The 21,522-nt window shown below is 69.1% G+C and carries 22 protein-coding genes; 16 read left to right on the forward strand and 6 right to left on the reverse strand.

Annotated features, from left to right (window positions below; translation table 11 throughout):
* Positions 1-58: 58 nt before the first annotated feature.
* From glyA to I6N91_RS01135, 8 genes are all read left to right on the forward strand, one after another.
* Complete coding sequence (gene glyA / locus I6N91_RS01100; RefSeq protein ID WP_307843187.1) at positions 59-1,348, forward strand: serine hydroxymethyltransferase; 1,290 nt, start codon at positions 59-61, stop codon at positions 1,346-1,348.
* Between the two features lie 154 nt (positions 1,349-1,502).
* The gene (locus I6N91_RS01105; RefSeq protein WP_198810073.1) at positions 1,503-2,390 is read left to right on the forward strand and encodes a bifunctional methylenetetrahydrofolate dehydrogenase/methenyltetrahydrofolate cyclohydrolase; all 888 of its coding nucleotides are present in this window, start codon (positions 1,503-1,505) and stop codon (positions 2,388-2,390) included.
* Positions 2,391-2,548: 158 nt separating this feature from the next.
* Positions 2,549-3,490, forward strand: a complete 942-nt coding sequence (locus I6N91_RS01110) for an ABC transporter ATP-binding protein (protein WP_198810074.1) — start codon at positions 2,549-2,551, stop codon at positions 3,488-3,490.
* Positions 3,483-4,358, forward strand: a complete 876-nt coding sequence (locus I6N91_RS01115) for an ABC transporter permease (RefSeq protein ID WP_233091294.1) — start codon at positions 3,483-3,485, stop codon at positions 4,356-4,358. The genes I6N91_RS01110 and I6N91_RS01115 overlap by 8 nt, the downstream gene beginning before the upstream one ends.
* Positions 4,355-5,188 carry an ABC transporter permease gene (locus I6N91_RS01120; protein ID WP_198810075.1) on the forward strand — a complete coding sequence of 278 codons (834 nt, stop codon included), beginning with the start codon at positions 4,355-4,357 and terminating at the stop codon, positions 5,186-5,188. Before I6N91_RS01115 ends, I6N91_RS01120 begins: the two co-directional genes overlap by 4 nt.
* 84 nt (positions 5,189-5,272) lie before the next feature.
* Positions 5,273-5,728, forward strand: coding sequence for a hypothetical protein (locus I6N91_RS01125; protein ID WP_198810076.1), 456 nt, complete (start codon positions 5,273-5,275; stop codon positions 5,726-5,728).
* Complete coding sequence (locus tag I6N91_RS01130) at positions 5,725-7,359, forward strand: DUF5671 domain-containing protein (protein WP_307843188.1); 1,635 nt, start codon at positions 5,725-5,727, stop codon at positions 7,357-7,359. Before I6N91_RS01125 ends, I6N91_RS01130 begins: the two co-directional genes overlap by 4 nt.
* A 63-nt stretch (positions 7,360-7,422) precedes the next feature.
* Positions 7,423-7,779 (forward strand): VOC family protein, encoded by a 357-nt coding sequence (locus I6N91_RS01135; protein WP_198810077.1) that lies wholly within the window; start codon positions 7,423-7,425, stop codon positions 7,777-7,779.
* A 127-nt stretch (positions 7,780-7,906) separates the two neighbouring features.
* On the opposite strand, the gene I6N91_RS01140 is transcribed toward I6N91_RS01135, so the two are convergent.
* The gene (locus tag I6N91_RS01140; protein WP_198810078.1) at positions 7,907-8,611 is read right to left on the reverse strand and encodes a class F sortase; all 705 of its coding nucleotides are present in this window, start codon (positions 8,609-8,611) and stop codon (positions 7,907-7,909) included.
* A gap of 18 nt (positions 8,612-8,629) precedes the next feature.
* Positions 8,630-9,409: a CHRD domain-containing protein gene (locus tag I6N91_RS01145; RefSeq protein ID WP_198810079.1), complete on the reverse strand. Its 780-nt coding sequence runs from the start codon at positions 9,407-9,409 to the stop codon at positions 8,630-8,632.
* Between the two features lie 195 nt (positions 9,410-9,604).
* Here I6N91_RS01145 and I6N91_RS01150 point away from each other — a divergent pair, with 195 nt between their 5' ends.
* The 5 genes from I6N91_RS01150 to I6N91_RS01170 all read left to right on the forward strand — a co-directional run bounded on the left by I6N91_RS01150 (position 9,605) and on the right by I6N91_RS01170 (position 13,686).
* A complete protein-coding gene (locus I6N91_RS01150; protein ID WP_198810080.1) occupies positions 9,605-10,096 on the forward strand; it encodes a hypothetical protein in 492 nt (163 codons plus the stop codon).
* Positions 10,097-10,188: 92 nt separating this feature from the next.
* Positions 10,189-10,989, forward strand: coding sequence for an exodeoxyribonuclease III (locus tag I6N91_RS01155; RefSeq protein WP_198810196.1), 801 nt, complete (start codon positions 10,189-10,191; stop codon positions 10,987-10,989).
* 17 nt (positions 10,990-11,006) lie between these two features.
* Positions 11,007-12,047, forward strand: a complete 1,041-nt coding sequence (trpS, locus tag I6N91_RS01160) for a tryptophan--tRNA ligase (protein WP_198810081.1) — start codon at positions 11,007-11,009, stop codon at positions 12,045-12,047.
* A 15-nt stretch (positions 12,048-12,062) separates the two neighbouring features.
* Positions 12,063-12,644 (forward strand): 2'-5' RNA ligase family protein, encoded by a 582-nt coding sequence (locus I6N91_RS01165; protein WP_233091295.1) that lies wholly within the window; start codon positions 12,063-12,065, stop codon positions 12,642-12,644.
* Positions 12,610-13,686 carry a YihY/virulence factor BrkB family protein gene (locus I6N91_RS01170; protein WP_198810083.1) on the forward strand — a complete coding sequence of 359 codons (1,077 nt, stop codon included), beginning with the start codon at positions 12,610-12,612 and terminating at the stop codon, positions 13,684-13,686. Before I6N91_RS01165 ends, I6N91_RS01170 begins: the two co-directional genes overlap by 35 nt.
* A 176-nt stretch (positions 13,687-13,862) precedes the next feature.
* Here the strand turns inward: I6N91_RS01170 and I6N91_RS01175 are convergent, their stop codons facing one another.
* Genes I6N91_RS01175 through sdhC form a run of 4 tightly spaced genes read right to left on the reverse strand, consistent with a single transcriptional unit; the run spans position 13,863 to position 17,332 of the window.
* A complete protein-coding gene (locus I6N91_RS01175; RefSeq protein ID WP_198810084.1) occupies positions 13,863-14,648 on the reverse strand; it encodes a succinate dehydrogenase iron-sulfur subunit in 786 nt (261 codons plus the stop codon).
* Positions 14,648-16,426 (reverse strand): succinate dehydrogenase flavoprotein subunit, encoded by a 1,779-nt coding sequence (gene sdhA / locus I6N91_RS01180; RefSeq protein ID WP_198810085.1) that lies wholly within the window; start codon positions 16,424-16,426, stop codon positions 14,648-14,650. The genes I6N91_RS01175 and sdhA overlap by 1 nt, the downstream gene beginning before the upstream one ends.
* A gap of 54 nt (positions 16,427-16,480) precedes the next feature.
* Positions 16,481-16,948 carry a succinate dehydrogenase hydrophobic membrane anchor subunit gene (locus tag I6N91_RS01185; RefSeq protein ID WP_198810086.1) on the reverse strand — a complete coding sequence of 156 codons (468 nt, stop codon included), beginning with the start codon at positions 16,946-16,948 and terminating at the stop codon, positions 16,481-16,483.
* A gap of 3 nt (positions 16,949-16,951) precedes the next feature.
* The gene (sdhC, locus tag I6N91_RS01190; protein ID WP_198810087.1) at positions 16,952-17,332 is read right to left on the reverse strand and encodes a succinate dehydrogenase, cytochrome b556 subunit; all 381 of its coding nucleotides are present in this window, start codon (positions 17,330-17,332) and stop codon (positions 16,952-16,954) included.
* A gap of 228 nt (positions 17,333-17,560) precedes the next feature.
* Between sdhC and I6N91_RS01195 the strand changes: the two genes are divergently transcribed.
* The 3 genes from I6N91_RS01195 (at position 17,561) to I6N91_RS01205 (ending at position 21,496) form a co-directional block, all read left to right on the forward strand.
* Positions 17,561-18,697 (forward strand): mannose-1-phosphate guanylyltransferase, encoded by a 1,137-nt coding sequence (locus I6N91_RS01195; protein WP_198810088.1) that lies wholly within the window; start codon positions 17,561-17,563, stop codon positions 18,695-18,697.
* A 131-nt stretch (positions 18,698-18,828) separates the two neighbouring features.
* Positions 18,829-20,031, forward strand: a complete 1,203-nt coding sequence (locus tag I6N91_RS01200) for an amidohydrolase (protein ID WP_307843189.1) — start codon at positions 18,829-18,831, stop codon at positions 20,029-20,031.
* Between the two features lie 364 nt (positions 20,032-20,395).
* The gene (locus I6N91_RS01205; RefSeq protein ID WP_198810089.1) at positions 20,396-21,496 is read left to right on the forward strand and encodes a BMP family protein; all 1,101 of its coding nucleotides are present in this window, start codon (positions 20,396-20,398) and stop codon (positions 21,494-21,496) included.
* Positions 21,497-21,522: the final 26 nt, after the last annotated feature.

A 21,522-nucleotide genomic window follows, 5' to 3' on the forward strand; every position in this document is an offset into this window, starting at 1 on the left:
CACCACAGTGCTGCGGGTAGCCTGAGCTGTAAAGCACCCCACCACCGAAGGACCTTCCGTGACCACTTCGCCCCTGACCGATTCCGTCACCAACGCCCCGCTGTCCGAGATCGACCCGGAGATCGCCGCGGTCCTGCGCGACGAGCTGGGCCGCCAGCGGGACACCCTCGAAATGATCGCCTCCGAAAACTTCGCCCCCCGCGCCGTGCTTGAGGCCCAGGGCTCGGTCCTGACCAACAAGTACGCCGAGGGCTACCCGGGACGCCGCTACTACGGCGGCTGCGAGCACGTCGACGTCGCCGAAAACCTCGCCATTTCCCGCGTCAAGGAGCTGTTCGGCGCCGAGTACGCCAACGTGCAGCCCCACTCGGGCGCGCAGGCCAACGCCGCCGCCCTCGCCGCCATGATCCGGCCGGGCGACAAGATCATGGGCCTCTCGCTGGCCCACGGCGGGCACCTCACCCACGGCATGAAGCTGAACTTCTCCGGCAAGCTCTACGAGGTCGCCGCCTACGGTGTCGAGGAGGACACCCACCGGCTCGACATGGACCGGGTCCGCGCCCAGGCGCTCGCCGAGAAGCCCGACGTCCTCATCGCAGGCTGGTCCGCGTACCCGCGCCACCTCGACTTCGAGGCGTTCCGCTCCATCGCCGACGAGACCGGTGCGCTCCTGTGGACCGACATGGCCCACTTCGCCGGACTCGTGGCCGCGGGCCTGCACCCCAGCCCGGTCCAGTACTCCGACGTGGTGACCTCGACCGTCCACAAGACCCTCGCCGGACCACGCTCCGGAGTCATCCTGGCCAAGCAGGACTGGGCCAAGAAGCTCAACTCGAGCGTCTTCCCGGGCCAGCAGGGCGGGCCGCTGATGCACGTCATCGCCGCAAAGGCCACCGCCTTCAAGATTGCCGGATCCGCCGAATTCAAGGAACGCCAGGAGCGAGTCCTCGAGGGCGCCCGGATCATCGCTGAGCGCCTCACCGGGTCCGACGTCACCGAGCACGGCGTCTCCGTCCTGACCGGCGGCACGGACGTGCACCTGGTGCTTGTCGACCTGCGCAACTCGAGCCTCGACGGGCAGCAGGCGGAGGACCTCCTCCACTCGGTCGGCATCACCGTCAACCGCAACGCCGTTCCCTTCGATCCGCGGCCTCCCATGGTCACCTCCGGGCTGCGCATCGGCACCCCGGCGCTGGCCACGCGCGGGTTCGGTGCCGCCGAGTTCACCGAGGTCGCCGAAATCATCGCCGCGGCCCTCAAGCCGTCCCCCGACGTCGCCGCCCTGCGGGCACGGGTGTCGGCCCTCGCCGCCAACTTCCCGCTGTACCCGGGCCACGAGGAGTGGTAGGAGAACTCCCCGCGGGCGCCGCCTCCTCCCGGGCGGCGGCGTCCGGGGAGTTCGACATTCCCAGCGTGGAATGCTGCTTCACCGGGTGCTGTGACCGCGGGAAGGCGTTCCTTCTTGAACTGATCGAGACCCCTGAAACGACCGGAGAACGTTCATGAGCACCACCACCGCCCGCGTCCTCGACGGCAAGGCCACGGCCGCCGCGATCAAGGACGAGCTCGCCGTGCGGGTCCGCGAGCTCGCCGCCCGCGGCGTGCAGCCCGGGCTCGGCACCGTCCTCGTAGGGGACGACCCGGCCAGCAGATCCTATGTCGCAGGGAAGCACCGCGACTGCGCCCAGGTCGGCATCCGTTCCATCCGCCGGGACCTGTCCGAGTCCATCACGCAGGAGGAGCTCGAGGCGGTCATCGACGAACTCAACGCCGACGACGACACCACCGGGTACATCGTCCAGCTTCCCCTGCCGAAGCACATCGACACGAACCGCATCCTGGAGCGGATCGACCCCGACAAGGACGCCGACGGCCTGCACCCGACCAACCTGGGCCGGTTGGTGCTCAATGTGGGCGCGCCGATGGCCTCGCCGCTGCCGTGCACGCCCAACGGCATCATCGAGCTGCTGCGGCGCCACGGCATCGAACTCGCCGGGCGCAACGTGCTGGTCGTCGGACGCGGTGTCACCGTCGGCCGGCCGCTTGGGCTCCTCCTGACCCGCAAGGCGGTCAACGCCACGGTCACCCTCGCCCACACGGGCACCACCGACCTCGAGGACCACCTCGCGCGGGCCGACGTCGTCGTGGCCGCGGCGGGCTTCCCCGGAATGATCAAGGCGGCGCAGCTGAAGCCCGGGGCGATCGTGCTCGACGTCGGGGTCACCCGGATCGAGGAGCCCGAGACGGGCAAGGCGGTCCTTTCCGGCGACGTCGAACCTGCCGCGGCCGAGGTCGCCGGCTGGCTGTCACCCAACCCCGGCGGCGTCGGGCCCATGACCCGGGCAATGCTGCTGGCCAACGTCGTCGACGCCGCCGAGCGCCGGCTCTAGCCGCAAGCTCGCCCGAAAACGACAACCGCACCGGAAATATCCGGTGCGGTTGTCGTTTCCGGATACGAGCGTCGTCGTCGGGTGCGCTGGCCGTCCACCCGCCGCTCTCCTGCCCGGATTGGCTAGTCCCAATGGCTTTTCTGGCCTAGGCTTGGCTGGTGCCTCCCAACCTCACCGCTGAGCCTGTTATTGCCGCGCGCGCCCTGAGCAAGCACTACGGCGAGTTCGCCGCCGTCGACGGGATCTCCTTCGAGGTGCCGGCCGGGGAGGCCTTCGGGCTGCTGGGCCCCAACGGAGCCGGCAAGTCGACAACGATGAAGATGATCGGCGGGGTCTCCCAGCGCACCTCCGGCGAGCTCTCCATCATGGGCCTCGACCCCGAACGGCACGGCCCCGAGGTCCGTGCCCACCTTGGCGTCGTGCCGCAGCAGGACAACCTCGACGAGGAACTGCGGGTCCGCGACAACCTCCTGGTCTACGGGCGCTACTTCGGCCTGCCGATGAGCTACCTGAAGCCCAAGGCCGACGAGCTCCTTGAGTTCGCGCAGCTGACCGAGAAGGCCGGCGCCAAAGTCGACTCGCTCTCGGGCGGCATGAAGCGCCGGCTGACCATCGCGCGGTCGCTGATCAACGAGCCGAAGATCCTGCTCCTCGACGAGCCCACGACGGGCCTGGACCCGCAGGCCCGCCACATCCTCTGGGACCGGCTCTTCCGCCTCAAGGAATCCGGGGTCACGCTGATCCTGACGACCCACTACATGGACGAGGCCGAACAGCTGTGCGACCGCCTGGTGGTCGTGGACAAGGGCAGGATCATGGCCGAGGGGTCGCCGGCCACCCTCATCCGGGAACACTCGACCCGCGAGGTGCTCGAACTGCGGTTCGGCTCCGAACGCAACACCACCGTGGCGGCCGACCTCGAGGGCATCGGGGAGCGGCTCGAGACCCTGCCCGACCGGGTCCTGATCTATGCCTCCGACGGCGAGGCGGCCCTCGAGCAGGTCACCGCCCGCGGCCTCCACCCCATCACCTCCCTGGTGCGCCGGTCCTCCCTCGAGGACGTGTTCCTGCGCCTGACCGGAAGGAGCCTCGTTGACTGAGCACCGCACCGGTGCCCGCCCCGCGGCCCCCTCCGGCACGCCGGGACCGGGGGGCGCCCATCCACCTGAGATTTCGGCCGCCCGGGCACGTGCCTTCGGCTCCTGGTACTACGCCGAACATGTCCTGCGGGTCATGAACAGCTACCGGTGGACAATCCTCGCCTCGAGCGTGGGCACTCCGGTGATGTACCTCTTCGCCATGGGCGTGGGCCTGGCCAGCCTGGTCGACAGCTCCGGGGCCGGGACGTTCGGCGGCGTGAGCTACCTCGCCTTCCTCGCCCCCGCCCTGCTGGCCTCGGCCGCCCTGATGGCGGCGACGAACGAATTCACCTACCCGGTGATGGACGGCTTCAAGTGGCGCCGGGTCTACTACGGCCCGCACGCCTCGCCGCTGGGCACCCACCAGATCGTCAACGGCCACATCATCGCCGTCACCCTGAGGCTGGCGGTGATGTCGGTCATCTACTTCGCCATCGTGGCCCTCTTCGGGGCCTCGCCGTCGCCCTGGGGCTGGGTCGCCGTGCCCGTCGCGGTGCTCAGCGGCCTGGCCTTCGGCGTGCCCCTGATGGCCTACGCGGCAAGCCTCACCGAGGACAAGGGCCAGTTCGCCCTGGTGATGCGGTTCATCGCCACCCCGCTGTTCCTGTTCTCCGGAACCTTCTTCCCGCTCGACACCCTTCCGCTGCTGCTGCGCTGGATCGGCTGGATCTCACCGCTGTGGCACGGCACGGAGCTGGGGCGGGCCCTGACCTACGGGCATGCCATCCCGCCGGGCCTCGCCGCGGTCCACCTGATCTTCCTGATCGCCCTGACGGTGCTCGGCTGGCGCCTGGCCCAGCGGACCTTCGCCCGAAGGCTGGGCGCATGACAAACCCGCTCTCCGTCGAGGACTACCGGCTCACCGGCCGCACACGCACCCTGGGCGCCCTGTATTCGCGCAACGCCCGCGCCGTCATCGCCCGCGGCCTGCGCGCCACGAAGAGCAGCAACTGGATGGTGATGGTCTCCGGTTTCTTCGAACCGGTGCTGTACCTGCTGTCGATGGGCGTGGGCCTCGGCGCGCTCGTGGGCACGGTGACCGGCCCCGGCGGTTCCGAGATCAGCTACGCCGCGTACATCGCCCCGGCCCTGCTGGCGGTGTCCGCCATGAACGGCGCCGTCTACGACAGCACCTGGAACGTCTTCTTCAAGATGAACTTCGCCAAGCTGTACCAAGGGATGCTCTCGACCTCGCTCGGGCCGCTCGACGTCGCCATCGGCGAGATCTTCCTGGCCCTGCTGCGCGGGGCGCTCTACGCGACGGGGTTCACGGCGGTGATGGGCGTGATGGGCCTCATCACCACGCCGTGGGCGCTGCTGATGATTCCCGCCTCGGTGCTGATCGCCTTCGGGTTCGCGGCGTTCGGCATGGCCATCACCAGCTTCATGAAGACCTTCCAGCAGATGGAGTGGGTGAACTTCGTGATGCTGCCCATGTTCCTGTTCTCTGCGACCTTCTACCCGCTGAGCGTTTACCCGCAGCCCATCCAGGTGTTCATCCAGGCCCTGCCGCTCTGGCACGGTGTCGAACTCCTCCGGCAGATCAGCGCCGGGGTGTTCACCGCGGCCACCGGGGTCCACGTGCTGTACTACGCCGCCATGATCGCTATCGGCGTGGTGCTCACCACCGGGCGGCTGCGGGCGCTGTTCCTCAAATAGCGGTGCCGGCCCGCGGGACCGGCACCGACCCGCGGTGCACCGGCATGCAGTGGCGGACCCCGCACGGTGGCGCATACTGTGCACATGAATTCCGCCCGGCGCGACCGCACCCTCCCCGTCCTGCTCGCGGTGCTCGGCCTCCTCGTGGTGGTTGCCCTGGCCGTCGTGTTCTCCCGCGGGGAGGTGAAGCTGCTCGATGCCTCCACTCCCGGCGGTGTGGTCCAGCGCTACTCCGCGGCGGTGATCGACGGGGATGATGAGGCCGCGGCCGCCTACCTCACGGAGCAGTCCGAGCCCTGCGACGAGTTCCATACCCCCACCGAGGACAACCTTCGAATCAGCCTCGTCGCGACCCGGGAGCGGGAGAACACCGCGGACGTCGAGGTGTCGATCGTGACCTTCGATGCCGGCGGTCCCTTCGGCTCCTCGGAATACGAATCCCGGGATGAGTTCGGCCTCGTCCGCGACAACGGCGGCTGGCTCATCGAGCGGGCCCCGTGGCAGCTGCGCGTGTGCGACGCCGGTTCGGAGGCCCGGTGAGCACCGGCACGCGGGCCGCCCCCGGGCGGAGCGCTGCTCAGCCGGTCCTGCGCCGGCTGATCGTCTTCACGCTGCTCTTCGCTCTGGTGCTCATCGGCGCCGGCGGCCTCACCGGACTGCTCGGGCGGCTCCTCAACTCCGGCGACGTGCTGGTCGCGGACGATGTCGCCGGCCTGGCCCGCTCGCTGGCCTTCACCCTCGTCGGCGGACCGCTGGCCGCCCTCCTGTGGTGGGCCGCCTGGCGGCGGGTGGAAAGCGAACGGTCCTCGACCGCCTGGGGCCTCTACGTGGCCGGGATCTACGCGGTGTCGCTGATCACCGCGGCCACCGCGCTGCTCGGCACGGCAGCCTCGCTCATCGGCGGCGACCCGGAGCGGTGGTCCTGGGGCCTGGCGCGCGGCCTCGTCTGGACCGGGGTGCTCCTGTGGCACCACTGGATGTGGCGCCACCGGACCAGGGGTCCCCTCGCACTGAAGGATCTTCCGCTCGTTGGGGGCTACATCTTCGGACTCGTCCTGGCGGTCGGTGGGGCCTACTCGGCGCTGGCGGGCCTCCTCGGCGCCGCCGTCGAGGGCTTCACCTCGCCCGGAGCCATCGGGGTGCCCTGGTGGCGCGCGTCCCTTTCGGCCCTCGTGTGGGCGGCCGGGGGAGCCGGTCTGTGGCTGGTGTACTGGGTGCGCGGCGGCGGACGGCGCCTGCGCACGGCGCTCTCCAACGTCGCCCTGGTGCTGTTCGGGGTACTCGGTGCGGGTCTGCTGACCCTCGGCGGGCTGGGCACGGTGCTCTTCGTGCTGCTGCGGCTCGCCTTCGACCGGACGGATCCGCTGCCCGCGCTGCTGAATCCCCTGGCGCCGGCGCTCGCCGCGGCGGCAATCGGCGCGCCGGTGTGGGTCTACCACCTGCGCGCCGCCGCCACCCGGGCCGAGGGCACCCGCCTGGGCGGCCGGCTCGTCACCTCGGGCGTTTCCCTGGCGGCCGCGGCGGCCGGCGTCGGCGTGATCGTCAATGCCCTCCTCGCAGCGCTCGCCTCGCCGGTGGTCGGCGCCGACCCCCGGACGCTGCTGCTTGGGGGAATCAGTTCGCTGGCGGTGGGCGGCCCGGTCTGGTGGTTCGCGTGGCGCCCGACCGCGGCACCCGGCGCCGGGGAACGGTCCCGGCGCAGGGTCTACCTCGTGGCGGTCTTCGGCATCAGCGCCCTGGTCGCCCACATCACGCTGCTGGTGCTCGGGTACCTGATCTTCGAGTTCCTGCTCGCGGACGTCGGCGGGGCGGCACTGATCGAGCGCGTGCGGGCACCCCTGGGGCTGCTCCTGGCGACGGGCGGAACGGCCGCCTACCACTTCAGCGTCTGGCGCCAGGACCGGGCGGCCGGAGGGACCGTGCCCGCGGACCGCCGGGCGATCGGCTCGGTGATCCTTGTGGCCGGAACCGGCGCCGAGACGCTCGCGGAGCTGATCGGCGGGATCACCGGCGCCGGGGTGACCCTCTGGAGGCGGGCCGATCCCGCCCCGGACGCGGCGGTGCCCTCCGGGGAGGAACTCGCCCGGGCCCTCGACGGCGTGGTGGGGGATCGGGTGCTGGTGATCGTCGGCGCGGGCCGGGGGATCGAGGTCATCCCGGTGGCCGGATAGGGCACCGCCAGAGGTTGCCTCCAGCATCTACCGGAGGGGCACGCCCCGACGCATACTGGGACCATGATTGGATCCTGGCAAGCAACTGTCCTTGACTGCCCCGACCCCGGGCAGCTCGCCACCTTCTATCAGAACCTGTTCGGCATGGTCCGGGTCGACGAGTCAGATGACTGGATCACCATCGGTGACGCCGCCGACCGGCCCGCGCTGGCCTTCCAGCTGGTGGAGGATTACACCCCGCCGAAGTGGCCCGGGCAGGAGCTCCCGCAGCAGATGCACCTCGATGTGCTCGTGGCCGACCTCGACGAGGCCGAGGCGCAGGTCCTCGCCGGCGGCGCCGTGAACCTCAACTCGGGCACCGACACCTTTAGGGTCTACCTTGATCCGGCCGGCCACCCGTTCTGCCTGGTCGCCGGCTGAGGCCGGTTCCGCCGGACGGGATCAGCACCGACGGGATCAGCACCGGACGGGATCAGCACGGACGGGATCAGCACGGACGGGATCAGCACGGACGGGATCAGCACCGGCGGGATCAGCACCGACGGGATCAGCCCACGAGGGCCGCGTACACCACGTAGTTGTCGTCGAACTCCCCGGTGGCAGGGTCGTAGCCGTCACAGGTGATGAGCCTCAGCTCCGCGCCGGGGGTGTTCCCGTAGACCTTCGCGGTCGGGAAGGCGGCCTTGGCGTACGCCTCGCCGCGCAGGACCTTGAACTCGGCGGTGCTTCCGTCCTCGCGCGCCACGCTGATGCGGTCGCCGGGCTTCAGCGCCCGGAGGTCGGCGAAGACGCCCTTGCCGCCGTCAGTGGCGTTCACGTGGCCGAGCAGGACGGCGGGCCCCCGCTCGCCCGGGGTGGGGGACTCGGTGTACCAGCTGGCGGGGGCGCCGGGGCCGTCGGGCGGCACCTCGAGGGTCTTATCCGCGCGCAGTCCCAGCCGGAGCAGCTCAGAGGTGGCGCCGATCGCGGGGATGGAGAGGGATACCGGCGGCGATGCCGCCAGGACCGCCGGCGCCTGCGGTGCAGGCGCCGGGGCCTTGGTGGGCGCCGTGGTCTCGGCCGGGCCCGGGGAGTCCGCGGATGGCGCCGGTGTGCCGGGGGCCGCGGACGGGCTGGGGGAGGACGTGCTCGTCGGGGGCGGGGATGTCCCGGGGCCGGAGGCGGCCGGGGTTCCGCCGCAACCGGCCAGGAGGATGACGGCGGCCGCCGCCGGGGCTGCGAAGCCCCAGCGGCGGCCGGTTGTTCTGCTCATCACGGGATGAGGACGGGGTTACGCGTTGTCCGCTGAACGGCGGCGGACGGCGTAGGTGCCGCCGGCTGCTGCCGCGAGGAGCAGGCCACCACCGAGGGCGATCATGGCGGTGTTATCGCCCGCACCCGGCTGCTCGACGCCGGTGTCCGCGCCGCCGTTGGGCATTGCCCCCATCTGCGAGGCGACGAGCGTGCCGCACAGGGCGGGCGAGGTGGCACCCAGCGGGAGGTCGGGGTTCAGGTCGCTCGGCGAGTTGAACGCTTCCTCCGAGCCGGTCGAGGTGGCGGGGTCGAGGCCGTGGACCACCACGACGGCGGTTCCGGCTTCGAGTGCGGCCTTGGTGTCCGCGTCGAGCTCGATGGAACGCTGGATGGAGTAGGTTCCGCCCTGTCCACCCAGTGCCAGGTTCAGGCCCTCGGCGGGGGTTGTGGCGCCGCTGGTGCTCAGGGTGGTCAGGATGCCGCCGTAGCCGGGGGCACCTTCACTGACACTGATGATGCCGTCGCCGTTGGCATCGGCCTCAGGGGTCGGGCAGACGCCCTGGGCGCCACCGTGGATGTGCTGGACGTGCGGGTAGGGCCCGTCCATGAAGGTCTCTGCGAGGCCGGAAACCTGAAGGTTGACCATGGCGGTGTTGCCGGTGACATCGACGGTGATAGTACCGGTTCCCGTGGTGCCGTTCAGCTGGCCAAGGGTCGATGAGTAGGAGCCGTCCGCGGCCAGGGCGGGGGATCCCGCCAGGGCGACTGCGCCGAGGGCAAGGGCTGGAGCTGCAAGGAGACGCATTTTCTTATTCATGAGAATTTCCTCCATAAGTGCGGATGATGCAGGCCGGTAGGGGGCGCGCACACAGGAGGTTCGGGGTGAGATGGATCACGGATGGGTGAATCTGAAAAAACTTTTCCGGCCCGGGTGAGGCGGGGGCCCGCGCGCAGGCGTTCGCCGGTGGTGGAAGCCGTCGGGAGGGGGTTCGTTGTTTGGAAGAATGGGCCCATGCAGTCATTGGGAAGCACAGGAAAGCCCGCCCGCCGGGGTATCAGCGTCCGCATGGGGACGGTGGGCATGGCCATCATGATCGTCGTGTTCCTCGTCGCCGTGGTGTTCGCGGCCAACGAGAACGACGTCGTCGGCTGGCTCGTCGTGCTCATCTCCCTTGGCTGGCTGCTCATCTTCTCCTACGTGGTCTTCACCCTCCGCGGGGCCGCACGGAAGGCCGCTGACCGCTTCAGCGAGGCGCAGCAGGGCTTCGCCCCCGCCCGGCGCCAGGCCGGCCCCTCCGACGAGGCGACCCGCGCCCGCGACCTGAAGCTCGATCACAGCTTCAAGATCGTCCAGGTCCAGGTGGGCGTCGTCCGCGAATACCTCGGCCGCGACGAGGGCATGGTCGAGCGCGCCCTGGAGACCATCGAGATCACCTCGCACAACGCCCGGTCGATGATGAAGAACGCCGGTGACGGGCCCGTCGAGGGCACCATCGTCGACTAGGCGCCCAGCCGTCCTGATCGGGTTCTGCCAACATGATTCGCCCGGTGCTCCGGGGTAAGGTGGGTCGAGTGAGTGCCGCTTCCGATATCCCGATGAAACCCCTCCGGATTGCTTCAGTTAACGTCAACGGAATCCGTGCCGCCTACAAGCGCGGCATGGACCAGTGGCTGGCCGGGCGGGACGTCGACATTCTCTGCCTGCAGGAGGTGCGCGCCCCCGACGCCGTGGTCCGCGAACTGCTCGGTGATTCCTGGCACCTGCTCCACGCCGAGGCGGAGGCCAAGGGCCGCGCGGGCGTGGCCATCGCCTCCCGCGTCGAACCCTCCGCCACCCGGACCTCGATCGGGGAGCCCTACTTCGACACCTCGGGACGCTGGGTCGAGGCCGACTTCAAGGTGAACGGCTCCTCCCTGACGGTGGTGAGCGCCTATGTCCACTCCGGTGACGTCGGCACCCCCAAGCAGGACGACAAGTACCGCTTCCTCGACGTCATGGAGGCCCGCCTGCCGGCGCTCGCCGCCGAGTCGGACCACGTGCTCGTTGTCGGCGACCTCAACGTCGGCCATACCGAACGGGATATCCGCAACTGGAAGGGCAACGTGAAGAAGGCCGGCTTCCTGCCGGAGGAGCGCGCCTACTTCGACCGGTTCTTCGGCGACGGCGTCGGTTATGTCGACGTCCACCGGGCCCTCTCCGGCGATGTCGACGGTCCCTACACCTGGTGGTCCTGGCGCGGGAAGGCCTTCGACAACGACACCGGCTGGCGGATCGATTACCACCTCGCGACCCCCGGGCTCGCCGCGGCGGCGGTCGAGGCCACCGTCGACCGCGCGCCGTCGTGGGACACCCGTTTTTCCGACCACGCCCCCGTGGTCGTTGACTACTCTCTCTAGACGACAGGAAGCGCGCCATGACCCTCACCGCACCCACCGGCCGCCAGCGCATCCTTTCGGGGATGCAGCCCTCCGCGGGATCGCTCCACCTCGGCAACTACCTCGGTGCGCTGGTGCACTGGGTCCGGATGCAGGAGGACTACGACGCGGTGTTCTTCATCCCGGACCTGCATGCGATCACCGTGCCGCAGGACCCCGCGGAGCTCGCCGAACGGACCCGGATCACCGCCGCCCAGTACATCGCCGGCGGGGTCGACGTGGACAAGGCCACCCTCTTCGTCCAGTCCCATGTGCCCGAGCACGCCCAGCTGGCCTGGGTGCTCAACTGCATCACCGGGTTCGGTGAGGCCTCGCGGATGACCCAGTTCAAGGACAAGGCCTCGAGGCAGGGCTCCGAGCAGGCCAGCGTCGGCCTGTTCACCTACCCCATCCTGCAGGCGGCGGACATCCTGCTGTACCAGCCCGAGGGCGTCCCGGTGGGGGAGGACCAGCGCCAGCACGTCGAACTCAGCCGCGACCTCGCGCAGAGGTTCAACGCCCGCTTCGGTGAAACCTTCGTGGTGCCCAAGCCCTTCATCCAGAAGGAGTCGGCCAAGATCTACGACCTGCAGAACCCGACGGCCAAGATGTCGAAGTCGGCCTCGTCCCCGATGGGGCTGGTGAACCTCCTCGACGATCCGAAGGTCACGGCGAAGCGGATCCGGTCGGCGGTCACCGATGCGGGCACCTCGATCACGTTCGACCGCGAGGAAAAACCCGGGGTTTCGAACCTGCTCACGATCTACTCCGCGCTGACCGGCCGCTCCATCCCGTCCCTCGAGGCGGAGTACGAGGGACGGATGTACGGGCACCTGAAGGTGGACCTGGCCGAGGTGGTCGCCGAGTCCCTCGGGCCCATTCAGGCGCGCGCCGCCGAGCTCCTCGACGATCCTGCCGAACTCGACCGCCTGCTCGCCAAGGGGGCGGCCAAGGCGCGGGAGACCGCCTCGGCGACGCTGGCCGATGTGTATGCGAAGGTGGGGTTCCTCCCCACTCCGGTCCCGGCCGGGGCGCGTTAGGCCATGCGGCAGCGGATGAGTGAGCTGCGCCGCGACCCGGCCGACGCCGGGCCGGGACTGTCCGAAACCACCTGCGTGGGTGTCACGCTGCCGGTCCCCGAACCGCTGGCGGGGGAGCTGGAACGCTGGCGGGCCTCCTTCGGGGATCCCATGGCCTTCCTCGTGCCCCCGCACATCACGCTCATCACCACGACGCCGGCCACGGACTGGGAATGGACGCTCGAGCACGTGCGCGCCGTGGCCGCGAAGCAGGGTCCCTTCACCGTGACGCTCAGCGGCACCGGCTCCTTCCGGCCGCTGTCACCGGTGGTGTTCCTCAATGTGCGTGCCGGGTTCCGGGAATGCGTAGAGCTTCACTCCCGGCTGCAGACCGGACCCCTCGAACGCACCCTCGAGTTCCCCTTCCACCCGCATGTCACCGTCGCCCACGACGTGAGCGAGGCCAGTATGGACGAGGCCGCGCAGCAGCTGAGGTCCTTCGAGGCCTCCTTCGAGGTCCGTACCATGGGACTGTATGAGCATGAGCATTCTGGGTTGTGGAAACTGCGGGAAGAGCTGAGCTTTGGCGAAGACACCGAGGACCGCGAGGAGCGCTGATCCTGCCTCTCCGGCCGACCACGCCCGGTTGGTCCTGAAGATCCTCGAAGCACGCCAGAACCTTACCCGCGCCGAGCGGGACAACGCGGGCGCCGCGGCCGTCGCCGCCGCCCGGCTCCGGGTGGCACTCGCCCGGCTGAGCGCCCTGCGGCCGCTGCGGGCGCTCCAGCTGTACGCACTGCGCCGCGGAGCGCTGCTGGCCGCAGGAATCGCCTACCGCATGTTCTTCGCGATCGCTGCGATGCTCGTGGCGGGGTTCTCCATCCTCGGCCTGGTCATCGCGGGGGACACCCGGCTGCAGGACCTGATCGTCGAAACGGTCGGCGCCACCACGCCGGGCCTCATCGACACGGGCGACGGCGGGCTCGCCACCCGGGAGGAACTGTTCTCGGGGGCGGGGTTCGGTGCCGCGCTCGTCATCTCGACGGCCGTCATGCTCATCTCTTCGCTCGTCTGGATGGCGGGCATCCGTGCGGGCATGCGGAGTATCTTCGCCCTGGGCCCGGTGACCGAGAGTGCCCTGAAGATCATCCTGAAGGATCTTGCGGTGCTGCTCGTCCTCGCCGTCGCGCTGCTGGTGACGACAGGCGTCGGGTTCATTGCCAATACGATGCTTGACTTCGCCCTCGACCTGGTGGGGCTGACCGAAGCGTCGCGTCCGCTGACGCAGTTCGCCGGCTTCGCCATCATGCTCGTCCTCGATACGGCGGTCGCCTCCCTCCTGCTCCACACCACCTCCGCGATCGACATGCCCCGGAAGGTCCTGCTGCAGGCCGCGCTCTTCGCCGGGGTGGGCAGTACCGTGCTGCGCACTGTGAGCGCATCGCTCCTTGCAGGTCTTGGCAGCTCACCGCTGCTCGCGCCGTTCGCCGTGATCCTCGGCCTCTTCGTCTGGTTCTACGTGCTGAGCCAGGTGTACCTCCTGGCGGCGGCGTGGGGCGCCGTGGGAACGGCCGACGCCGCGGCGCTGGCCGCCCATGAGCACCGGGAGAAGGCGGGCACGCTGCGGCAGCAGAGCCGGAAGGCCCGCCGCAGGCCCTGACCCGGCGCAGCCCTCGGCGGAAGGGCAGCCCGGGGCGGAGGATGCCGGCCGGGACGCGGAGCGAAGGATGCCCCTTCAGGGATGCCGGCCGGGACGCGAAAAGGGCGGCCCCGCCGGGGCCGCCCTTTATCGGACGCAGGTTGGCCGGAGCCACCCTCAATCGCTACCGCGTCGGGTCAGATCCTGCGGGTCAGGATGGCCTGCTTGACCTCGGAGATGGCCTTGGTGACCTGGATGCCGCGCGGGCAGGCTTCCGAGCAGTTGAAGGTGGTGCGGCAGCGCCACACGCCTTCCTTGTCGTTGAGGATCTCGAGGCGCATGTCGCCGGCGTCGTCGCGGGAGTCGAAGATGAAGCGGTGCGCATTGACGATCGCGGCGGGGCCGAAGTACTGGCCGTCGGTCCAGAACACGGGGCAGGACGAGGTGCACGCGGCGCACAGAATGCACTTGGTGGTGTCGTCATAGCGCTCCCGGTCCTCGGCGGACTGCAGGCGCTCCCGGGTGGGCTCGTGGCCCTTGGTGATCAGGAACGGCATGATCTCGCGGTAGGACTGGAAGAACGGCTCCATGTCCACGATCAGGTCCTTCTCCACGGGCAGGCCCTTGATCGGCTCGACCAGGATCGGCTTGGAGGTGTCGAGGTCCTTCAGCAGGGTCTTGCAGGCGAGCCGGTTGCGGCCGTTGATCCGCATCGCGTCGGAACCGCAGACACCGTGGGCGCAGGAGCGGCGGAAGGACACCGAGCCGTCGTGCTCCCACTTGACCTTGTGCAGGGCGTCGAGCACGCGGTCCGTGCCGTACATGGTCAGCTGCCATTCGTCCCAGTGTGCCTCGTCGGAGACCTCGGGGTTGTAGCGGCGGACCTTGAGCGTGATGTCGAAGGAGGGGATTTCCCCGCCTCCGACGCCGGCGGGAAGCTCGACCTTCGAGGCCGGCTCTTTTTCGATGGTTGGGGTGCTCATCAGTACTTACGCTCCATCGGCTGGTAACGGGTGAAAATGACCGGCTTGGTCTCGAGGCGGACGCCGCTGGTCTCGACGGCGCTGGGGTCTTTGTAGGCCATCGAGTGGGTCATGAAGTTCTCGTCGTCGCGGTTGGGGTAGTCCTCGCGGAAGTGGCCTCCGCGGGACTCCTTGCGGTGCAGGGCTGCGGCGGTCATGACCTTGGCCATGTCCAGCAGGAATCCGAGCTCGACGGCCTCGAGGAGGTCGAGGTTGAAGCGCTTGCCCTTGTCCTGGACGGAGATGCGCTTGTAGCGCTCCTCGAGCCCGTCGATGACGCGCAGCGCCTCGAGGAGGGTCTCCTCGGTGCGGAACACCTGGACGTTGGCGTCCATGATGTCCTGGAGTTCTTTGCGGATCTGGGCGACGCGCTCCCCGCCCTCGGAACTGCGGGCCGTGTCGAGCAGGGCGACGGTATCGGCCAGCGGGTCCTCGGGGATGTCGACGAAGTCGGCGGTGAGGGCGTACTCCGCCGCGTAGATGCCGGCCCGCTTGCCGAAGACGTTGATGTCCAGCAGCGAGTTCGTGCCCAGCCGGTTCGAGCCGTGCACCGAGACGCAGGCCACCTCGCCGGCGGCGTAGAGCCCGGGCACGATGGTGTCGTTGTCCTGAAGGACTTCGGCCTTGATGTTCGTGGGGATCCCGCCCATGGCGTAGTGCGCCGTCGGGAAGACCGGCACCGGCTCGGTGTAGGGCTCGACGCCGAGGTAGGTCCGGGCGAACTCGGTGATGTCCGGGAGCTTCGCGTCGATGTGCGCCGGCTCGAGGTGCGTCAGGTCGAGCAGGACGTAGTCCTTGTTCGGCCCGGAGCCGCGGCCCTCGCGGACCTCGTTGGCCATCGACCGGGCGACGATGTCGCGCGGTGCCAGGTCCTTGATGGTCGGGGCGTAACGCTCCATGAAGCGTTCGCCCTCGGAGTTGCGCAGGATCGCGCCCTCGCCGCGGGCGGCCTCCGAGAGGAGGATGCCCAGGCCGGCCAGGCCCGTCGGGTGGAACTGGAAGAACTCCATGTCCTCGAGGGGGATTCCCCGGCGGAAGGCGATGCCCATGCCGTCGCCGGTGAGGGTGTGGGCGTTGGAGGTGGTCTTGTAGACCTTGCCGACGCCGCCGGAGGCGAAGATGACGGACTTGGCCTGGAAGACGTGAAGCTCGCCCGAGGCGAGGTCGTAGGAGACGACGCCGGCGACTCGCTTCTGCAGCCGGGTCACCCCGTTCTCGGTCACTTCCTGGTCGACCATCAGCAGGTCGAGGACGTAGTACTCGTTGTAGAACTCGACGTTGTGCTTGACGCAGTTTTGGTAAAGCGTCTGCAGGATCATGTGGCCGGTGCGGTCCGCGGCGTAGCAGGACCGGCGGACCGGGGCCTTGCCGTGGTCGCGGGTGTGGCCGCCGAAGCGGCGCTGGTCGATCCGGCCCTCGGGGGTGCGGTTGAACGGCAGCCCCATCTTTTCGAGGTCGAGGACGGCGTCGATGGCTTCCTTGGCCATCACCTCGGCGGCGTCCTGGTCGACGAGGTAGTCACCGCCCTTGACGGTGTCGAACGTGTGCCACTCCCAGTTGTCTTCCTCGACATTGGCGAGAGCGGCGCACATGCCTCCCTGCGCGGCGCCCGTGTGTGAGCGGGTGGGGTAGAGCTTTGTCAGTACGGCCGTGCGCGCCCGCTGACCGGACTCGATGGCCGCGCGCATCCCTGCGCCGCCTGCTCCGACGATGACGACGTCGTACTTGTGGACCTGCATGCTTGTCGCTCTTTCTGTTGAAACAATGAAGCGGCCGCCTGGGCGGCCGGCGGCCTACGCGGTGGGGCAGTAGGAGGCGACGTGGGCCACGCCGTCGATGACCGGGCAGGGGTCGAAGGTGAAGATGACCAAGGTGCCCAGGAGGATGATGACGACGGTGGCCGTGTAGAGCACGCCCTTGAGCCACATGCGCGTCGAGTTCTTCTCCGCGTAGTCGTTGATGATGGTGCGCACGCCGTTGGTGCCGTGCAGCATGGCCAGCCAGAGCATCACCAGGTCCCAGATTTGCCAGACCGGGCTGGCCCACTTGCCGGCGACGAAACCGAAGTCGACCTGGCTGATGCCGTCGCCGGCCACCATTGAGGTCCACAGGTGGACGAAGATCATCACCACGAGGACCACCCCGGACAGGCGCATGAACAGCCAGGCGCCCATCTCGAAGTTGCCGCGGGAGGAGCGGGAGCGGGAGTAGCCGGGGGAGACGCGCCCGGATCGGGGGCTTTCTACAGTGGGAACAGCCATGGCTTAGTGACCTCCGAAGACAACCGAAAGATGGCGGATGGAGAAGGCGAGCATTGTCAGCGCCCAGAGGCCGACGACGCCCCACAGCATCTGGCGGTGGTAGCGCGGGCCCTTTTTCCAGAAGTCCACGGCGATGACGCGGAGTCCGTTGAAGGCGTGGAACACGATGGCGCCGATGAGGCCGAGTTCGCCCAGGCCCATGATGGGGTTCTTATAGGCGGCGATGACCGCATCGTAGGCTTCCGGTGAGACCCGGACCAGGGACGTGTCCAGGACGTGGACGAGGAGGAAAAAGAAAATCACGACCCCGGTGATGCGGTGTGCTACCCACGACCACTGGCCCTCGCGGCCACGGTAGAGGGTGCCAGCTGGTGTCTTCGGCATTGAATTTACCTCCCTGCATCGCACGGGCGTTAGCGTGTCTTCCACGCAGGAATGTCGCCGGTGCGAGAGCACTCTAATTCAAGGATAATCTAGGCCGGGGACGGGCCGCCTTCAATTTAGGCTCCCCTATACTGTGAGGCTGTTCACATTGACGGAGCGGGCCGCGGTACTGATCTTTCCGAAAATCGTTCCCGCGCGCTCCGGAGGTGTCAGCTAACGTGGGAGGCGATGACTACCGAGAGGGCAGCCGCCCAACCCCAGAACGTGTTCGACCGATTCCATGCCGTGATCCCCGCGGGCGGGGTCGGCACCCGGCTGTGGCCGCTGTCCCGCGCCGCCGCGCCGAAGTTCCTCCACGATCTCACCGGCTCCGGCAGCACCCTGATCCGGGCGACCTACGACCGGCTCGGCCCGCTGTGCCCGGGGCGCACCATGGTCGTCACCGGTGTGGTGCACCGCGGGGCGGTCCTCGCCCAGCTGCCCGAGCTTGAGGACACCAACCTGGTCCTCGAGAGCGAGCCCAAGGATTCAGCGGCGGCCATCGGGCTGGCCGCGGCCATCCTGTACCGCCGGGACCCGGACATCATCATGGGCTCCTTCGCGGCGGACCAGGTGATCACCCCCGTCGACGTCTTCCAGGACGCGGTGCGCGAGGCGATCCACACGGCGGCCCAGGGCTATATCGTCACCATCGGCATCGAGCCGACGCACCCGTCCACCGGGTTCGGCTACATCCGGGCGGGCGAGGCCCTCGACATCGCGGGGGCGCCCAGCGCGCACGCCGTCATCGAGTTCGTCGAGAAACCCTCGGAGCAGGTGGCGCGCGGCTACCTCGAGTCGGGCAAGTACAGCTGGAACGCCGGCATGTTCGTGGCGCCGGTGGCGCTGATGCTCAAGCACCTCGAGGCGAACGAGCCCGAGCTCTACGCCGGCCTGAGCGAAATCGCCGACGACTGGGACACCCCGCGCCGGGTGACGACCGCGCGGCGGATCTGGCCGTCCCTGCCGAAGATCGCCATCGACTACGCCGTGGCCGAGCCCGCGGCGGCCGCCGGCGACGTCGCCATGATCCCGGGCAGGTTCACCTGGGACGACGTCGGAGACTTCGCGGCGATCGGCAGGCTGCACCCGGCCACCGAAACCAGCAAAATCACGGTGATGGGGGAGGGGGCGCGGGTCTTCGCCGAAAACGCCTCGGGCATCGTCGTTTCCGATACCAAGCGGGTGATCGCGCTGATCGGCATCAACGACGTCGTCATCGTCGACACCCCCGACGCGCTGCTGGTGACGACCAAGGAACACGCCCAGGAGGTCAAGAAGGCCGTGGAGCACCTGCGGGCCAGCGGCGACACCGACGTCCTTTGACCCGGCCGCGGACGGGAGCAGGCCCGGCCGGTGGCCGGAACGGCCCGGCCGCGACACTTCCGGAGACCTTCGGTGACGCCGGCCGGCGCCCGCTTTACGGTTCCGGGGGCGCGGGTCGGTAGGCTTGGAGGGTGGAACTCAAACGCCCCGACGCAGCAGTACCGCACATCGGCGTGTGGCTCGCCCCCCTGCTCGAAGAACTGACCCACTTCCGGCGCGACCTCCACTCCCACCCCGAGCTTTCCTACAAGGAATACCGGACCACCGACCGCATCGTTGAACGCCTCGAGCAGGCCGGCCTGCAGCCCAAGCGGCTGGAAAACACGGGCGTGTGCGTCGACATCGGGCAGGGGCCCATCAAGGTGGGCCTGCGCGCCGACATCGACGCGCTGCCGATCGTCGAGGAGACCGGCCTGGAGTATGCCTCGGTCAACCCTGGCGTGGCCCACGCGTGCGGCCACGACATCCACACCACCGTCATGGTGGGCGTGGCGCTGGTGCTCGCCTCGATCGACGCCCAGACCCCCCTCGACGGCACGGTGCGCATCATCTTCCAGCCCGCCGAGGAGACGATGCCCGGCGGGGCGCTCGAGGTGATCGCCCAGGGCATCCTCGCCGATGTTCCGCGCATCCTCGCCCTGCACTGCGACCCCCGCATCGATGTCGGACAGGTGGGCACCCGCATCGGGGCGATCACCTCGGCCTCCGACACCCTCCGCGTCGAGCTCACCGGACGCGGCGGCCACACCTCGCGCCCGCACCTGACCGAGGACCTGACCTTCGCGCTGGCCTCGATCGCCGTCAACGTGCCCGCCGTGCTCTCCCGGCGCATCGACGTCCGCAGTTCGGTGTCGGTGGTGTGGGGCCAGATCCACGCCGGCTCGGCGCCCAACGCGATCCCGGCCCACGGGTTCCTCTCGGGCACCCTGCGCTGCCTCGACGGGGAGGCCTGGCAGTCCGCCGGCGACCTGTTCGACCATGCGGTGCGCCAGGCCGCCGCGCCGTTCGGGGTGGAGGTGCAGCTCGAACACATCCGGGGCGTGCCCCCGGTGATCAACTCCGAGGCGGAGACGGGGCTGCTCGAGGCCGCCGCCCGCGCCGAACTCGGCCCCGACGCCGTCGTCCTCACCCCGCAGTCGATGGGCGGGGAGGATTTCGCCTGGATGACCCAGGAGGTCCCCGGCGCCATGATGCGCCTTGGCACGCGCACTCCGCGCGGGGAGACCTTCGACCTGCACCGCGGCGACTACGTTCCGGACGAGCACGCGATCGGCTGCGGTGTGCGTGTCATGGCCGCCGCGGCGCTGCGCGCGGTGCTCGGACTGCGGCACTGACCGGCGCTGCGGCGCTGCGGAGCTGACCCGGCGACCTGAGCCGGCCGCGGACCCGGGGTCCTGGTCCGGCCGGACCCAAGTTTCGAGCTGCCGCGGAGCATCCCCTCCCGGCGCGGGCGCGGCGCGGCCGGCACGCACCGTGGGATATCCTGAGGTGTAACAAATCCCGAACAATGTTGACGCGGCCGACGGCGGTGGTAGTGTCGCGCGTCACCCGCCCACTAGAGTGATCCCATACTGTGCTGCACTCAAGGTGCCGCCAGCGCCGTGGCCCGACCAGTGAAAACAGAGCTTCGAGCCAGACTCGGAGCGGACACTCACCGGCGTTCAGCCGCGGGGCTTATCTTTCTTTTCTGGAGGAATATTGAAGAACTCACTGCGCACAACCAGGCGCGGCGCCGCCCTTTCGGCTGCCGTCCTCGGTGCGTCGGCCCTCATTCTCAGCGCCTGCGGCGCACCGCCCGCCGAAGAGGCCGGTGGATCCGGCGAGAATTCGGACTACCTCGGCTGCATCGTCTCCGACTCGGGCGGATTCGACGACCGCTCCTTCAACCAGTCGAGCTACGAGGGACTGAAGAAGGCCGAGAAGGACCTCGGCATCGAGATCAACCAGGCCGAGTCCCAGGCCGAGACCGACTTCGGGCCCAACGTCGACCAGATGGTCCAGCAGGGCTGCGACCTCACGGTCACCGTCGGCTTCCTGCTCGCAGACACCACCAAGGAAGCGGCCGAGGCCAACCCCGATTCGCACTTCGCGATCGTCGATGACAACTCGATCGAGGCCGACAACGTCAAGCCGATCATCTACGACACGGCCCAGGCCGCGTTCCTGGCCGGCTACGCCGCGGCAGCGACCTCCGAGACCGGCAAGGTGGCCACCTACGGCGGCATCAACATCCCGACCGTGACCATCTTCATGGACGGCTTCGCCGACGGCGTCACCTACTACAACGAGCAGAAGGACGCCGACGTCCAGCTGCTCGGCTGGGACAAGGAAGCCCAGAACGGCACCTTCATCGGCAACTTCAACGACCAGGGTGCGGGCAAGACCAACACCCAGAACTTCATCAATGAAGGCGCCGACGTCATCATGCCCGTTGCCGGCCCGGTCGGCCTCGGCACCCTCGACGCCGTGATCGAAGCCAACGAAGGCGGCAAGAAGGCCACCGTAGTGTGGGTCGACTCCGACGGCTTCGAGACCGCCGGCAAGGGCGAGGAGTTCATCCTCACCTCCGTCATGAAGCTCATGGGCGACGCCGTCAATGAGGTCATCAGCTCCGACGTCGAGGGCGACTTCGACAACACCCCATATATCGGCACCCTAGAGAACGGGGGCGTGGCCCTGGCCCCGTTCCACGACCAGGAAGCCAACGTTCCTGAAGAGCTGCAGGGCGAGCTCGACGAAATCAAGGAACAGATCGTTTCGGGCGACATCGCGGTTGAGTCCGCAGCGAGCCCCAAGTAGCACCGAGCAGTCCTTGAACCGCTTCC

The organism is Arthrobacter sp. MSA 4-2 (genome assembly GCF_016405885.1).
In the GTDB taxonomy this organism is placed as follows: Bacteria; Actinomycetota; Actinomycetes; order Actinomycetales; family Micrococcaceae; genus Arthrobacter_D.

What these genes read in the sequence shown, in the direction of transcription:
- I6N91_RS01105 (WP_198810073.1), top strand. Translation starts at nt 1,503, where the DNA reads ATGAGCACCACCACCGCCCGCGTCCTCGACGGCAAGGCCACGGCCGCC.
- I6N91_RS01120 (WP_198810075.1), top strand. Translation starts at nt 4,355, where the DNA reads ATGACAAACCCGCTCTCCGTCGAGGACTACCGGCTCACCGGCCGCACA.
- I6N91_RS01125 (WP_198810076.1), top strand. Translation starts at nt 5,273, where the DNA reads ATGAATTCCGCCCGGCGCGACCGCACCCTCCCCGTCCTGCTCGCGGTG.
- I6N91_RS01135 (WP_198810077.1), top strand. Translation starts at nt 7,423, where the DNA reads ATGATTGGATCCTGGCAAGCAACTGTCCTTGACTGCCCCGACCCCGGG.
- I6N91_RS01140 (WP_198810078.1), bottom strand. Translation starts at nt 8,611, where the DNA reads ATGAGCAGAACAACCGGCCGCCGCTGGGGCTTCGCAGCCCCGGCGGCG.
- I6N91_RS01145 (WP_198810079.1), bottom strand. Translation starts at nt 9,409, where the DNA reads ATGAATAAGAAAATGCGTCTCCTTGCAGCTCCAGCCCTTGCCCTCGGC.
- I6N91_RS01150 (WP_198810080.1), top strand. Translation starts at nt 9,605, where the DNA reads ATGCAGTCATTGGGAAGCACAGGAAAGCCCGCCCGCCGGGGTATCAGC.
- I6N91_RS01155 (WP_198810196.1), top strand. Translation starts at nt 10,189, where the DNA reads ATGAAACCCCTCCGGATTGCTTCAGTTAACGTCAACGGAATCCGTGCC.
- trpS (WP_198810081.1), top strand. Translation starts at nt 11,007, where the DNA reads ATGACCCTCACCGCACCCACCGGCCGCCAGCGCATCCTTTCGGGGATG.
- I6N91_RS01165 (WP_233091295.1), top strand. Translation starts at nt 12,063, where the DNA reads ATGAGTGAGCTGCGCCGCGACCCGGCCGACGCCGGGCCGGGACTGTCC.
- I6N91_RS01175 (WP_198810084.1), bottom strand. Translation starts at nt 14,648, where the DNA reads ATGAGCACCCCAACCATCGAAAAAGAGCCGGCCTCGAAGGTCGAGCTT.
- sdhA (WP_198810085.1), bottom strand. Translation starts at nt 16,426, where the DNA reads ATGCAGGTCCACAAGTACGACGTCGTCATCGTCGGAGCAGGCGGCGCA.
- I6N91_RS01185 (WP_198810086.1), bottom strand. Translation starts at nt 16,948, where the DNA reads ATGGCTGTTCCCACTGTAGAAAGCCCCCGATCCGGGCGCGTCTCCCCC.
- sdhC (WP_198810087.1), bottom strand. Translation starts at nt 17,332, where the DNA reads ATGCCGAAGACACCAGCTGGCACCCTCTACCGTGGCCGCGAGGGCCAG.
- I6N91_RS01195 (WP_198810088.1), top strand. Translation starts at nt 17,561, where the DNA reads ATGACTACCGAGAGGGCAGCCGCCCAACCCCAGAACGTGTTCGACCGA.